11 protein-coding genes are annotated in these 14911 nt (G+C 47.6%); 1 reads left to right on the forward strand and 10 read right to left on the reverse strand.

What is annotated here, in order from left to right:
* Positions 1-35: 35 nt before the first annotated feature.
* From LRL21_RS00115 to LRL21_RS00145, 7 genes are all read right to left on the reverse strand, one after another.
* Entirely contained in the window at positions 36-557 is a 522-nt protein-coding gene (locus tag LRL21_RS00115; protein ID WP_240413730.1) for a GbsR/MarR family transcriptional regulator, read from the reverse strand.
* 210 nt (positions 558-767) lie between these two features.
* The gene (locus LRL21_RS00120) at positions 768-2942 is read right to left on the reverse strand and encodes a hypothetical protein (protein WP_240413731.1); all 2175 of its coding nucleotides are present in this window, start codon (positions 2940-2942) and stop codon (positions 768-770) included.
* 65 nt (positions 2943-3007) lie between these two features.
* The gene (locus LRL21_RS00125; RefSeq protein WP_240413732.1) at positions 3008-4486 is read right to left on the reverse strand and encodes an extracellular solute-binding protein; all 1479 of its coding nucleotides are present in this window, start codon (positions 4484-4486) and stop codon (positions 3008-3010) included.
* 140 nt (positions 4487-4626) lie between these two features.
* Positions 4627-5508, reverse strand: coding sequence for an ABC transporter ATP-binding protein (locus LRL21_RS00130; protein ID WP_240413733.1), 882 nt, complete (start codon positions 5506-5508; stop codon positions 4627-4629).
* Between the two features lie 3 nt (positions 5509-5511).
* On the reverse strand, positions 5512-8430 hold the full coding sequence (locus LRL21_RS00135; RefSeq protein ID WP_240413734.1) for an ABC transporter permease: 2919 nt from the start codon (positions 8428-8430) through the stop codon (positions 5512-5514).
* Positions 8430-9533, reverse strand: coding sequence for an efflux RND transporter periplasmic adaptor subunit (locus tag LRL21_RS00140; protein ID WP_240413735.1), 1104 nt, complete (start codon positions 9531-9533; stop codon positions 8430-8432). Before LRL21_RS00140 ends, LRL21_RS00135 begins: the two co-directional genes overlap by 1 nt.
* Positions 9493-10320 carry an ABC transporter ATP-binding protein gene (locus LRL21_RS00145; protein ID WP_240413736.1) on the reverse strand — a complete coding sequence of 276 codons (828 nt, stop codon included), beginning with the start codon at positions 10318-10320 and terminating at the stop codon, positions 9493-9495. The genes LRL21_RS00140 and LRL21_RS00145 overlap by 41 nt, the downstream gene beginning before the upstream one ends.
* 412 nt (positions 10321-10732) lie before the next feature.
* On the opposite strand from LRL21_RS00145, the gene LRL21_RS00150 reads away from it, so the two are divergent.
* A complete protein-coding gene (locus LRL21_RS00150) occupies positions 10733-11401 on the forward strand; it encodes an ankyrin repeat domain-containing protein (protein ID WP_240413737.1) in 669 nt (222 codons plus the stop codon).
* A 77-nt stretch (positions 11402-11478) separates the two neighbouring features.
* On the opposite strand, the gene LRL21_RS00155 is transcribed toward LRL21_RS00150, so the two are convergent.
* From LRL21_RS00155 to LRL21_RS00165, 3 genes are all read right to left on the reverse strand, one after another.
* Positions 11479-12597 carry an ATP-binding protein gene (locus tag LRL21_RS00155; RefSeq protein WP_240413738.1) on the reverse strand — a complete coding sequence of 373 codons (1119 nt, stop codon included), beginning with the start codon at positions 12595-12597 and terminating at the stop codon, positions 11479-11481.
* Between the two features lie 214 nt (positions 12598-12811).
* Positions 12812-14107, reverse strand: coding sequence for an aspartate aminotransferase type Ic (locus LRL21_RS00160; RefSeq protein WP_240413739.1), 1296 nt, complete (start codon positions 14105-14107; stop codon positions 12812-12814).
* Between the two features lie 104 nt (positions 14108-14211).
* Positions 14212-14889, reverse strand: a complete 678-nt coding sequence (locus LRL21_RS00165; protein WP_240413740.1) for a DnaD domain-containing protein — start codon at positions 14887-14889, stop codon at positions 14212-14214.
* Positions 14890-14911 lie beyond the last annotated feature (22 nt).

Consider the following 14911-nt stretch of genomic DNA (forward strand, 5'->3'; position numbering starts at 1 on the left):
ATGAAATCAGCAATTCACCCCTATCCCCTGCCTAGTCAAGATTCAAAAAAAAGCTGCTCACGCCGAGCTTCCCATTCCTCCTCCAAGCCATCCAACCGTGCCAATAGGATTTCATGAAGGGCTTGCATTTCCAAAAAACGGCGTTTGGAAGCAAAATGTGAAGGTTTATCCGACTCCTCTAATTCAGACAAATTTGAAAATGCATCCAGGGTAGATTCAATCATCTTTTGAATATCACCTATCTTCATAATCATCATTTGCACCGTAGTCATGCTGAAATCATCGCTTATGTAGTAATAATCCTTACGGTTGCTGCTGGTCGGCAGCTTGTGGCACATCATATGCTTTTCCAGAGTCCTCGCCTGTACACTGATTGCCGCCTTGGTAACACCCAGATTCTCCGCTATCTCCTGAAGACTCATGGGACTTGAGGCAAACAGTAATTGGGCAAAAATCTTCCCAACCAAAGGACTGAACCCTTCTGACTCAAAGGATAGCGACATATGATTGCTTATGTTTGTTTTCAAGTCTTCAAAGGACAGTTGTGGCGATTTCATAGCAAGCTCCTTAAATCATCGTTGATATCATTAACAATGTTGTTAACGATAACAACATTAAGCGCTTTTGAAAAAACTGTCAATAGTTTTGAGAATATTTAACAAATCGTTCATAATCGAAAAAACCAAAAACCGCCCTGGCCAGCCTGCTCTACATGCTGTTGGACGGTTTGGCTGTTGGACGGTTTGGCTTTTGACCCTATAGTTCAATTAATCCGTTGTTGTAAACCAATCGATCTTCTTGCTGGCTAACAGCTTCCTTTGCCCCTGAAAAGAATCATAGATGCTGAGCTTGTACGTCTTTAAAGTATCCAGATGGTAAATCAGATCTGCATCACGCTCTGTAATCCGGAATTTTTCCTTTTTGCCCAGTCTGATCTTATCATCATTAACTGCCGGATCTGAGGAGACGGCGCCTGCTGCGGCACTGGAGTCTGAGCTTTTACTATCAAAGTCCTTAAAATCAAATTCTTTCGTAAAAGTCTTATTCCCCTTCTCATCCTCAAAGACAAAAACAAGCTTGCGTCCCTCGGTATTCGATTCAATCCGATTATTTTTGGTCAGCTCATAATCAAAGGTCAACCTGAGCTCGTCCCGGTTGATCCATGTATTCACGCCTCCGACATGAAGCGTATACGGAAACAGATCGATTTTTTCAAAATCGTCCTTCGCAGTAAAGTTCTCATTCGGCAGCCAAAATGCTGCGGCATTCACATAAGCATCCGGTTTGGCATCCTTTTCCGTATACTTATCCTCGGTTACCGCTTCCCCAATCATGACATGCATGTTCGTTGTCGGAAAGGTTTTCGGCAATGTGCTGGATACAAATAACAGAGCGGAGCCGCCAGGACCTACCTTATTCTTGATTTCGGAAATGGCAGCAGGATACACGGAGCCGTCGATCGTCTTAAATTGCGCGACAAGCTTGGATACGTCCGTAGAGCGCTTCTCGAGATTCGTCGCTTCCATCTGTACGGTAAAAACATCGGCCGTATCCCCTGTATAGGTATTTACACCCAATACTTTGTAGCTGGCGCTTCGGCCCACAATAGCTTTTTTGTACATATCCCCGACGTTAATGTAAGGCATATTGAGCAGCTCGGAGCTTTGCGCAAATTTTAGCAGCTCTTCCTTTTCGGTTTCGCTGGTTTTCTCCTCAAGCACAAGCTTAATGGTAGAAAATTCATACGTATAAGGCATTTTTCCTATAAACTGAAAATTCGCCTCACTCCCTTTGGGAAGCCCGATCATTTTGTCCGTCTTGATCAGCTTGGCTTCTACCTTGACGTTATCGTCCAGTAAATAATAGCCTACCAAATTCGGAATCGGCAGCGCCTCAACACCTTGATTCAGCAGTGTGAAATTCGCCGTCAAAATATCCTGATCTTCCCAGGGCAGCCGCTGAAAGGAGTTCAGCTTGGAGGTATACGTACCCTCTTTGTTCGTAAAATGATATTCCGTTCCCGCGTCGACGCTGTCAGGAGCAGACACAGCAGGCAGCTGGAAATAGGCAATTGGCAGGTTCAGCTTCAAATCAGCAGCGTTCTGGATAATGACAAGCTGCCAGCCTTCCGTGCTGACCGTGATAGGGACAGAGCCCGTTAATTCAATTTCTTTTTTGATTTGTGGATTAATCGATAAATCTTTTAAGCTCTTGGCGTCCAATGGATACATATACCCCTCGTTTGTACGCAGCAAAAATTGGTATGCAGGCACAACAGCTGTTCGATTTCCAACATTTTCCATATTCAGCACGACGGTAGGGGAGTAATTCTTTTCGTTTTTGGTCATAAACACTTTTTTTATCGAGCCTTTAACCTCAGTACCAGCCATATTAATAATATGAGATTCATTCACAGGTGTAACCACCGAATACCCGGCGGGAACCGCAACCTCGCCTATCTTTCGCTCAAAGTTCGGCTGCGAGAAGTCCCATTTGATCACCTCAAACACAAGATCGCTGAGCTCGGTCGTTTCATTAACTGTTGCATAAAAGCTGATATCCTGTACTGATTGAGGCGTAATCCGATTTTTATCTTTATCCTGCGGCAGTACCCTGACAGAGATTTGGTTGCCTGATTGCGTCCGCATGCGTACCCAATAGTCGATAAAAAGCAGATCAGTGCTCGTTGTATTATGGACACTCAAAGTAAAGGAAACCGTCTTGCCGCTTTGCTCTGTCAGCATCGTCACATTCTTCAGCTCGAAGTAGCTGCCTCCCTGAATTTCTACCGTACCGAGCGCAGGGGCCGATCCGGTAGTCAGTATGGCGCTGCTGGACGGCGGCGTTGTGCCGCTATCTGCCGCAAAGGCAGGAACAACCGTACTTAAGGTGACAACAGCTGTCAACAGCAGGATCGCGGTGGATTGTTTAATCATGATCATGATGGGGTTACCCTCCTTAGAGTTTTCCGTAGGAAAACTATCTTCGTAAGCAAATACTTGTTTCCTTATCTCATCATTGGGACAGCGCTCATAGTGCCCACAGGTCCATTAGGATTATCCTTCATTTGCTGCAGCATGGCGTCGCCGTCGGCCTGCCATTTTTTCAGTGCATCCCTGATTTGAATCTTGTCCTGTGATGCATCTTCGAACAAACGACGACCAATATCCTGAACCTGGTAAATATTCGGCTTGTCGCGATAAACTTTATTATCGGGCATTGGTGCAGGAGTCAAGGTTGTAAAGGCATCAATGTGGAACTGCACACCGTCTTTAGGCTTAATGTATTTTTTGCGAGTAACGATATTATAAGAACTGTTTGCTTTCAGGCGTGCCCAATCCTCGCTATTGATGAATTTGATAAACTTCCATGCATCATCTACGTTCTGAGCTTTGGCATTGACTCCCATAATCCCGTTCATACTCATATACCCGCCTACATCAGGAGCCTCAGGATGAACTGGTAAGGTGACGACATCCCAATCAATCGGCGTAAAGCTCTTCACATTCTGGGCACTTTTATTGGCGTTCGTAATTTGACTCAGTTGACCATAGTTAATGATCGACATCGCAACACGTCCAGATAAGAAATCATCGTACTGGAACGGATTAAAATCGGCACCACCCGGATTCGACATTTTAGCTCTCATGGCTGCCTGATCGAGCTGTTCTGGCAATACTTTATCCTTTTTCAGCTGCAGCATCGTTTTCCAGATTTTTTCCCATTGATCGGTGTCAACCGTCATTTTATCGCCCTTCTCATCGTACATCCTTAGCTGAAGAGGAGCTGTGTACATCTGGATCGAATAGAACAAGTCGCCCATCGATTGGGTCGAGAAGGAAAATCCGTATTTGCGGTTTTCACCCTCGCCTTTACCCAAGCGCCTTCCCAGATCAAAAGCTTCCTCCCACGTCATTTTGTCTTTGGGATAGGCTACTCCGGCTTCATCAAACATTTTTTTGTTATAGACAAGCGCAGAGGAGTTAAAGGTTGGGGCCAAAGCGTACAGCTTGCCATCCCCTGATTTTTTTAAGCCTTCGATGACAGCAGGAACCATATCGGAGGTATCGAACTTGTCCCTGGTAATCATCGGATCAAGCTGTGTCAGCAGGTTGTTGCTGATCAGTTCAGGCAGCTGGTCATAACCGACCATGACCACATCGGGCGGATTGTCGCCCTGCATGACCTCCTTGAGCTTATCGAGTGGATCGACCTGCTTTTTACTTGGATCCGGCCTGCCATACCGAGCGCTCTCGTCTATGGTCGATATGATTTCCAGCTTTATTTTGGGATTGGCATACTCAAAGATCTCTGTAAATTGCTGGCGGAAATATTCATCCTCACTTCCTCCCATTGTCGTTGCAATTCGAAGAACACGCTCCGTATTGTCCGATGCCCCCGGCATTTTCGTGCAGGCCGCCAGCAGCGGAATCGTAAGTCCGGCACAAATGGACAGCAGCATAGCTTGCTTAACCCGTGGTTTCATTACTAAATCCCCCTTTGTAGTAGTTGTTGCTTAAAATTTGGCTTGCAATGGTTGTCCTTATGTAATGGCCTTATGTAGTTGTTTGAAGCACTTATGATTTATGTGTATATAATGAAGACAGATGAAGTCTTCGAAATATATCAGGACAAGCTCTTGGGAGGGCGAATAATAATCTTCTCCCCATCAAACTCCATTGACGCCTTGCTACTAATTTTTAGTGCCTCTAAATAAGCCTTCGGGATTTGCAGCCGTCCGGCACGATCCAGCACGACATATTCCTCATGCACATCCTGCATCGAATGTAAACCGGAAGACTCTTCAGACCCCGCCTCATCCAGATTCGGATTGCGCTTAATGAACTCCGTGCTGGTCATCCCATCGCGAATCGCCACAACACGATCCACCTTGCTCGCGAGCTCCATATCATGAGTTACAATAACAATTGTAACCCCCAGCTCACGGTTCAGCTTGCGAAAAATATCCATGATCATATCCGAGGTTCGTGTATCGACTGAGCCCGTCGGTTCATCCGCCAGCAGCAGCGTCGGCTTGTTGGATAAGGAAATCGCAATTGCCACCCGCTGCTGCTCGCCTCCAGAAAGCTGCTGCAGCTTATTCCCCATTCGCTCCTTGAGGCCTACCCATTCCAGGAGCTGCTTGGCGTAGGCTCTATCGTATTGTCCACTCAGCATCATCGGCATTTCAACGTTTTCCAGCGCGGTCAGGTAAGGAACCAGATTGCGGGCGTTATTTTGCCAAATGAATCCAACGGTTTTACGCTTGTATTGGACAAGCTCCTCGTCGGTAATTTTCAGCAAATTCCACTCTCCAACCTGAACCTGTCCTGCCGATGGACGATCAAGACCTCCCAATATATTCAGCAATGTGGACTTTCCACTGCCGCTGTTGCCGATAATCGCCATCATTTCGCCATTAGCAACAGAAATATTAAGACCTTTGAGGGCGACGACCTCGATCTCGTCGGTTTTATATATTTTGACAAGCTCTTCACAGCTGATCATCGCTTATTTCTCCTCTCCCAGCTTCACAGCTTGATGAACACGCAGCCTGCGAATATGCAGGAACAGCAGTGCAGCACCCGTCAGCATCATGAACGCCACGACAATATATAACTGATCGGTATCACGGGCATTAAAAACAACACGGAACGGTGGAACCTGTGTCTGCACGTTTTCTGCCGTCTGCAAGAAGGGCAGGAATAAATAACTCGTCAGCTTCCCTATTCCAATACCAAGAGCGATAGACAGCCCTGCAGTAAAGCCTTGCTCCAATAAAAGCATTCCCGTAAGCTGTCTACGAGACAGTCCCATCGCCCGCAGTACGCCAAACTGCACAACTCTGCTGGAAAGATTAAAAAACCAATACAGGATATAACCGATTAATGACACAAGCACCGAAACCAGAAATCCAAGACTCAATATACCAAATACGCCACCACGGGACGGGTGCTTTTTCTGGGTAATCAGTTCGTTGCGCACATCTTTCACACTGGCAATTTCAATCTGTTTGGCTGTCAGTGCTTCGACAATGGGCGTAACCTTCGCCCCGTCCTTCATTTTTAACCACACCTCATAAGGAACGATCGGGGCCTGATCATAGATGTATTCCAGATTAGCAATGAAAAAAGGGGTTTGATCCGGATATTGACTCGGCCAATAAGGAACCGTGGCCACAACGACAAATTCCACCTGCTGCTGCTGAATGGAAATATTAATGATGTCCCCTTCCTTGATGTGATTCTTCTCGGCAAAGGAGGTCGGGATAATAACAGCCTGTTCATACGTGCCAAGCAGATTCAGGTAAGCATTGGGATGCGCCTTGAACAAATCCTTGCGAAACCAGGCGACTTTGGCAAAATCCACGTTGTCGATTCCCATCAACATGCCTTGCCCTAACGATTTTCCGGAAACCACAACATTCCCTTTGGTCCGTAACACACGCGCTGCGTGGTCAATGCCTTCCGTCTGCTGGAAAACAATGAATGGAGGCTCCACATACCTCAGCTTGGGAGGAGGCCCTTCCATGCCACTGCCACCACCAGGTGCGCCTCCGCCCTGTTGGCCAGAACCGCTATTACCGCCACCTGGAGAGCCACCGGCCCCACTTCCGCTGTTTCCACCATTTTGGCCTGCACTTTGATCCTGTGGAAGCTCATCGGATACTCCAGTCCAGACCGCCTGCACAATCACATCCGTACCATAGGCATACAAAGTGCGATCCGTGGAGTTCAAATCGATGGTTCGGGCCGCCGATGCATTGTACACACCAAGCCCCAGGGTCAAAATAAGCAGCAGCATCAGCGGGTAATAAGACCCTGCCGAACGTGACAACTGCGTCAACGTCAAATAAATCGGTACTGGCAGGAATCGCTTGCCTATCCAGCTCCATAAGCGGAGCAGCCACGGAAATAACCGCAGAAAAAACAATCCCAAGGAAATAATCGATAAGGCCGGTACAAAAAACAGCAACGGATGCACTTGTAATTGATCGGTAGTGAGTCCTGTTTGAGCCGTGAGCAGCTGCCGCTGGTCGAACAAGTAGTAGCCATAACCTACTAAAGCGATCAATCCTACATCCAGAAACCATTTTTGCCAAAATGGCGACCGATCAGCACGAGCCAGCTTCTGCTTATAGCTGACAATGGAGGATCGTGCATACACAATGGCCGGTATAACGCTGGCCAGGATCGCTATGAAGACAGCCACACCCCCGTACAGCAAAGCTTCGGTCGAGACACCTACCGGTACCGATTGGCGGTCAACGAAGGTTAGAAAACCGCTGGAGGAGCCTATACTCTTGGCCATGAACCAGCCGAGCATTGGACCTACGATTAACGCAGTCACCCCCAGCAGAAACCCTTCAAGCAAATAGATGCCAATAATTTGTCGGGTACTGCCGCCCCGGCTTCGCAGAACAGCAATGACGCTGCGCTGCCGATCCAGAGATTGACGCGCATTCATCACAATGTAATAAAAAACCATCGCAATCATGGGTGCAGCTAATGTAAATAGCAAAATTTGCAGCTGCAGACTCTGCGATCTGAACTCCTGCAGAATAGGAATAAACGATAAATCGACCCGTGTATTTTTCAGTTTCTGAAACAAGGTGATATCCAGACGCTCCAACTTATTTTGCAGCGGAGACAATTGACTTGTCTGAATCTCCCGTAAGTCAAAAGCATAATACCAATTGGCCAAATTGAGCGGAATTTTTTTCTGTTGAAGTATGTAGGTTTGAAATGACTGCTCGCTCATAAAGAGGGTGTTAACCAACCCCTCCATGCCTTGAAACCAATACGGATCGCCTTCCTTGCCCGCTTTGACCGTACCCACTATCTTGATCTTGAGCGGTGCGATACCTAACCCCCCGCTAATCGGATAATTGAATACATCACCAATATGCATATCGTTACGGAACATCGCTTCTTCCAGAATAACAGCTTCAACGATACCGTTTTGAATCTGATCCGTGTACCATTGTCCCTGTACGATCTCGATGTGCTCCTTCAAACCGCTTTGTGACACCAAGGTCATCTGACGTTTTTTGCTCGGATCCACAGTTTGTGGATTTTCCGGTGCCAGCTGGGAGGCTCGGATCGAATAGCTGCGGACATAGGCCTGATCAGGAAAGGCAACGTCCTTGGGAAGTTCGGTTTGGATGTATTGATCCACGTCGGCAAGTGCGTCCAGATCTGCTTTCTCACTCCCCGTTGCCTGATAACGAATCAGCAGTGAGCCTGCCGGCAGTCCATTGCTCTTCTCTTCCAGCGATTTGCTGACTACTCGCTTCAAGGATCCATCGGCATACATCGGTATGCTTGTCGTAAAAGCAACAGCCATGATCAAGCCGAGCAGTGAGCTTAAGGTTAGCCAGCGCGTGTTCCACATCTTGCGGTATAAAAACCGAAGCATCGGTATCGACATTATCGACCCACAACTTTCTGCCCCGGCGTTAGTCCCTTAAGAATTTCCACATCCGTCGATGTTTGCTGGCCGATCTCTACATCCACTTCTTTTTTGTTCCCCTGCTCGTCTACCAGCTGCACATAGTTTCGTCCCGAATAAGAACGTAAGGTAGATAAAGGAATCGTGACTGCCTTTTCCTTGCGCTGGATAATGACGGACACACTGAGCCGGGTACCCCGATTCAGTCCTTGCGGAAAAGGCTCCAGCTGTACAACCAAATAATTGTCAATCGTATCCGGCGTCTTCGGCTGCCCATTGCTTCCCTGACCACCAACGCCGCCATTACCTGTATCTACCTTAGGATTAGGCAGCTGCAGTACTTTTCCTTTGTGCTGACCTGCGGCATTAATGTCTACAACTACCTCCATGCCGACCGCGACCTTTTTTAAGTCATCGGCACTTAAGCTCCCGACAACGGTCAGCTGAGACAAATCAGCAATCGTCGCAACGGCATCATACGCTTGTGCGGTGTCGCCCTTTTTCAAAAATACAGAAACAATCGTACCGGCATAGGGTGCCGTCAGCTTCGCCTTGGCAATTGTGTTTTCCAGCTTGTTCAATTCCTCACGTTTCAGCTCAAAATCGATTTTTGCCTGCTCCAGCGACTCCACAGTCATTTCATCGGCTTTGCGCAAGGTTTCGATCATAACAAGCTCATCCTTGCGTGTTTGCAGACGCTTCTGCTTCAGCTGGCTCTCCTGCTCCGTCACATCAAGCTCGGCAATAAGCTGACCCTGCTCCACCTTGTCGCCGCTCTTCACCAGCACACTCTTGATTCTGCGGCTTGCTTCATCGGTAAAATACAGATCTTCCTCCTGAGTAGCCATCAGTTTGCCAGAGCCGTGTACCTTGGTTTCCAGTGTATCGGTTTTCACGATGTACTCCGGCTTTTTGGATAGCTTGGGAGCTGTTATGACCGGCAGCTTCTCCTCTTCATCCTCCTTCGGCAGCAAGGAGCAGCCCGATACAAGTACTAGCACAGCCGCTAAACAAGCGATTGCGACAGGTCGTACGGACAGACTACGTGCTGATAAATTTTCCATCCACCATTTCGAATACATGGTCGGCAACCTCCATAATTGTCGGATCGTGTGTCGTCATACATATCGTTACTTGTTCGGTCGTAATAATGTCACGAAACACCGCCATCACCTGTGCACCCATCTGGGAATCCAGTTCTGCGGTCGGTTCATCGGCCAACAACAGAGATGGTTTATGCGCTATCGCTTTGGCAATAGCCACACGCTGCTGCTCGCCTCCCGATAACTCGAAAGGACGGTGATGCATACGTTTGGAAAGACCCACCAGGTCCAGGCAATGGGCAGCACGCTGCTTCCATTCTGATCGCGGAACCCCTGCCATACGCAGCGCCAGTTCAACATTTTCCCAGGCAGACAGCAAGGGCATCAAGGCATACGATTGAAAAATAAAACCGATCTCCTTGCGACGAATTTGCGTGCGCTGATCGTCACTGCAGCGATGAAACGGATGGTTAAGAAACATAATCTCACCCGTATTAGGCTGATCCAGCCCTCCGATCAAATTCAGCAGTGTGGTTTTACCTGAGCCTGAACGACCTTTGAGCATGACCAGCTGCAGCGGATACAGGGACATGTTGATGCCCTTGAGTACATGCAGTTGACTGCCTCCAACGGGAAAGGAACGCTCCACTCCCGATACGGTAAGAATTGGCTGGGTAATGTCAAAACGCTGCTCGATGATAACCTTTTCCGTCTTCTGTGCCGCTGCACCGTCATTCATGACAGGTTGTAAATCAGTTTCTGTGTCGAGCTCCCGCCCTTCAGAAACCTTGCTTGTTTGGTTTTTGGGACGAAGCCAACCTATCATTTTGATCCTCCTATAAGTGTTCCTCCAGGTATCGCTACCATAAGAATAACGAACTATGTAAGCTTCCAATAGCTCTCTTTATAAAAACTACCAGCTTTATCAGGTCTCGCCAAGTTTCCATGAACCAACCTGGTTTTTCCTGATCTACCAACGTACAGCAGATTGACCTTCAAATGACAAAATGATCTCCCCTAATCTTAGACGAGGCGAATCGGCAAAAGGTTACAGAAACAGGATAAAAATTAGCTAGTCTGATGAATACTATCGAATTTCGTTGAATCTTCAACCATGCGTTGATAAACAAAGCGAATTGTTATATAATTACAGGTCAACATATTTTCACCTTTATCTGTAAAAACGTCATACTATCAGGCTTCACCATGCTATAGAAGACTTCGGGGGGTTACTATTCATGTCATCATCACTAATAGAACAGCTCATGCAAGCCATTAAAGCGAAGGATATGGAACAAGCAGCCAGCTTGCTCAATGAACATCCAGATGTGGCACGGCACAAGGATTCGGAAGGAAACAGCCCCATCCTGATTGCCCAATACTATGGAGCCAAATCGATAGTCACTTTATTGCTTGACCTCCATGTAAGCTTGAATATTCATGAAGCTGCTGCAATTGGCAAGCTATCGGCTGTAGTCGATCTGCTTGAGGAGTCACCGGCGCTTGTGGACAGCTATTCGCATGACGGCTATACACCGCTGGGCTTGGCTGCGTTCTTCGGGCATAGTACAATAGCCGCAGCTCTCCTCGAACGCGGTGCGAAAGTCAATACCGTCTCTTACAACACCATGCGTGTGACACCACTACATTCGGCTGCTGCTGGCAGGCATACTTCTATCGCCGAGATACTTCTGCTGCATGCCGCAGACCCGAATGCCCGCCAACAAAGCGGTTGGACGCCGCTGCATTCAGCAGTACACAACCAGCATATCGAGATGGTTACACTTCTGCTCAAGCATGGCTCGGACCCTGAAATCGCCAACGATGAAGGGGTAACACCAGTCGATATGGCCCGAAATTCCGCTAACGCAAAGCTTCTCAACCTCCTCACAACGGACTTGGTATAAGGAATACAAGCTCACTACAAAAAACGGCATCCCTTCCTCATTAGAGGCGAATGCCGTTTCTTCCTGATTCCCTATTTTCAATTCATAAAAAGAGCTGCTTGGTGAACCAAGACGGTGAGCTGTGGGTACACAATCTGGATCTCTGCCGCTCTTTTCTCCAAAATATGAAGCTCAAAGTCGGCTGCAAACAGATCCGGATCTGTCTCAACAGTCACACTCGTCCCCGTTTCACCTGTCGCTCCCACGACCCGTACACCCGTTTGCGGAATACCGTGCTTATAATTTTGTCTGTACACATGGCCGTCTCTGCGTATTTCCACAGCTAGTTGATACGATAAAGCATTAACCACAGCAACGCTTATCCCTTTTTCACCGCCTGCTGCAAAATACGGTGCACTTAAACCAGGACGCTGAATATCGGTCAGCACAGCCTGTAAATTCGGTTTATCAGGTGCGCTGAGTGCGCTGATCGGAATCCCCCGACCGTTGTCTGCAACAGTCACATTTCGTTGATCATGCAAATAAATATCGATCTGACTGCAATACCCGGATTGGTGCTCCAAAATGGAATTTTCAATTAACGCCCAAACGAGCAAGTGGGGGTCATACTTCGTCTTTCCTGCACCTAAATATAAACCTGCGTGATCTCTGGCTTCAGCCATATCCATATAAGTCCCGGTATCCGCCAAATCAGCCGCAGCTGCGAGCAGCAGCAGAACCGGGAGCACCCGATGTGCCGGCAGGCTGTACCCACCTCCGCGTTCTTCCTGAATGAGCAAATCTGCTCCCATTAATGCTTTTGTATGATGATACAATTGCCCCGTTGTCCCCATATGAAGCCGCTCCACCAAATCCGTACCATTGATGGGTCCTTGTAAGACAGACCTTAATATATCGAGTCGCTGCTTGTTCCCAAGTGCTGACAATATCTTGGCCAGCTTCTCGCCATCCTGGCTAAGCAAGCTGCTAATTTGCTGCTCATGGGCTTCCCACTTGTATTTGATTGTGGAATTTCGATATTGGCCGGAATAATAAATGCGGCCAGAACCCCCATTTGCTTCGTCATCAGGGTCTGCCGGATCGCTTATAATCTCACTTCTCCGACTGGTATCCATCCTGCTTTGCTGCACATACCTCTGCAATTCATTCAATTGCTTCTTCAATTCATCCATTTCCAATCCCAGATCACGAGTCACACGAGCACCTCCAAATTTCTATATTTACGTTATTACGTAAATTAATAATAACATAATTAATCATTGAAGTATAGCCTCTTCATTCAAACCGAACCGGAAAATAAAAGAACCTTCAGGCCACTCTATGAACGGCAACCTGATAATGGGTCACTTTGTACAAGTGCCATCCTACGGGTCACCGTTCAATATTGTGGAGCTAAAGGTTCCTGCTTATTTATCCTGCTGCAATTTCCGCCCGAAGCTTCCGAACGCTAACCAGCTGAATGCAAAGACATAAAACTTCAATGGCTGTTTCCAGCTCTTCTAATGAAGGAAATGTCGGAGCTATCCGAATATTCCTATCGTTGGGATCCTTGCCATACGGATACGTTGCGCCAGCCTGAGTCAGGGTAACACCGGCTTCTGCAGCCAGTCTGATCACGGCTTGGGCACAGCCATCCAACGTATTCAAACTTATAAAGTATCCGCCGCCCGGCTTTTTCCAGGTTGCCAGCTGCTTCCCTCCAAGCTCCGCTTCAAGCTTGTTTAACACCTTATCAAATTTAGGTTTAATTATAGCTGCATGCCGGTTCATATGCGCTGCGATCTGCTCCAGATCAGGGAAAAACCGAACGTGCCGCAGCTGATTAATTTTATCAGGTCCAATAGTTTGAATAGATAATTGCTTCCGAATATAACCAATGTTAGCGACACTGGCTGCCATCACGGCAACGCCTGAACCAGGGAAGGTGATTTTGGAGGTTGAAGCGAATACGAAGACACGATCCGCATTCCCTGCCGCTTTACACGCTGCCAGCATATTTTTTAACGGATCCGGACGGTCAGTTAAATGATGAACTATATAAGCATCGTCCCAAAAAATTCTGAAATCAGCCGCTTTCGCAGGCATCGCTGCCAATCTGTCTACAATTTCATCGGAATAAGTGACGCCTTCGGGATTGCTATATTTCGGCACACACCAGATCCCTTTAATCGAATCATCCTCGCGAACCAGCCGCTCAATCGTATCCATATCTGGTCCATCATCCAGCATGTCGATCACGATCATTTCAATATTGAAAAGCTCGCATATCGCAAAATGTCGATCATACCCTGGACTCGGGCAAAGAAATTTCACAACCGGCAGCTTCCCCCAAGGGGTCTCACTGCCGTACACACCATGTATCATCGCTCTGGCTATCGTATCATGCATCAGATTAAGGCTCGAATTGCCGCCAATGATGACTTCCTTAGAATCTACCTCAAGCAATCGGGCAAATAACGCCTTCGCCTCCGGAATCCCGTCAACGCCGCCATAGTTACGCAAATCCGTACCGTCTGCAGCGTTCAATAAATCGGACGATCGTACAGTATCCAGCATTGGCATCGACAGGTCTAATTGCTCTGGAGACGGTTTGCCTCTGGACATATCCAGCTTCAACCTGCGATTTTTGTAACCGTCATATTGTTCCTGTATGTTCAACTCGGCTTCGGCCAATTCGTTGGCGCTCAGATCTCGAAGTGCACGCATTCCGATGACTCCTTATCACAGTCGTACCGCCGCTGGGTCACGATCTGTATATTAGTATGATGTTCCATCCATGTAAGAAAGCCTTAATCAAGCGAATACCGCTATCATCTGGAGCGAAATTTCTGTGAATGCTCCTTGGCCTGCTCAACGGTTGTAATCCGATTGCGGCTCCATTCCAGCAAAATCCGGTCAATGTAGCGAAAATGCACCTTGCCTGCAAATACCGCTTCCTTCAGTCCAGCCAGTATCAACGGCTCCATATATTTATCTTTGTCCAGCCAACCGGTGATCGATTCGAGCTCCATCGGTGTTAACGGACGGGCAAATTCTTTTTCGAATATTGAAAAAATATCCTTCCGGTTTTCCGGCTCTGCAGGCTCCAACGCTTTTTTGCGCTGCAGCTCCTCCTCATACCAGAAACCGGCCAACCGTTCCAGCAGCGGATCCAGATTGTATTTCTCTCCCTGAATGCCGCTGATCGGGTCAACCGCTTCATCAATGGTCAGATGCCCCGCCTTCAACAGTTTTTGCAGCGAAGCAATGACTTTTTCCGGCGTTACGGACATACGTCCCTGCAGCTCCTCTAGCGTCGGAAACTCCTTGCGTTCTTTTTCCATAAACGCCAATACATGAATCATCAGCATCACATCGACTTCGGTCAGCTTCAACTGATGATAATGCTTGATCAGCAGGTAAGGGACACCGATATGTCCCGCCTTCCAGCCAGCTGCAAAAGCACTCAGCAGCTCCTGCCGCTCACGATCCTTTTCATTTTGTTTCATCGATCCACCTCTTCACGCCAAA

The sequence above is a fragment of the Paenibacillus periandrae genome, assembly GCF_022458865.1.
GTDB lineage: Bacteria > Bacillota > Bacilli > Paenibacillales > NBRC-103111 > Paenibacillus_S > Paenibacillus_S periandrae.

Coding starts and splice junctions, on each gene's coding strand:
- LRL21_RS00115 (WP_240413730.1), bottom strand. CDS start 557: ATGAAATCGCCACAACTGTCCTTTGAAGACTTGAAAACAAACATAAGC.
- LRL21_RS00145 (WP_240413736.1), bottom strand. CDS start 10,320: ATGATAGGTTGGCTTCGTCCCAAAAACCAAACAAGCAAGGTTTCTGAA.
- LRL21_RS00165 (WP_240413740.1), bottom strand. CDS start 14,889: ATGAAACAAAATGAAAAGGATCGTGAGCGGCAGGAGCTGCTGAGTGCT.
- LRL21_RS00150 (WP_240413737.1), top strand. CDS start 10,733: ATGTCATCATCACTAATAGAACAGCTCATGCAAGCCATTAAAGCGAAG.
- LRL21_RS00125 (WP_240413732.1), bottom strand. CDS start 4,486: ATGAAACCACGGGTTAAGCAAGCTATGCTGCTGTCCATTTGTGCCGGA.
- LRL21_RS00130 (WP_240413733.1), bottom strand. CDS start 5,508: ATGATCAGCTGTGAAGAGCTTGTCAAAATATATAAAACCGACGAGATC.
- LRL21_RS00120 (WP_240413731.1), bottom strand. CDS start 2,942: ATGATCATGATTAAACAATCCACCGCGATCCTGCTGTTGACAGCTGTT.
- LRL21_RS00140 (WP_240413735.1), bottom strand. CDS start 9,533: ATGTATTCGAAATGGTGGATGGAAAATTTATCAGCACGTAGTCTGTCC.
- LRL21_RS00160 (WP_240413739.1), bottom strand. CDS start 14,107: ATGCGTGCACTTCGAGATCTGAGCGCCAACGAATTGGCCGAAGCCGAG.
- LRL21_RS00135 (WP_240413734.1), bottom strand. CDS start 8,430: ATGTCGATACCGATGCTTCGGTTTTTATACCGCAAGATGTGGAACACG.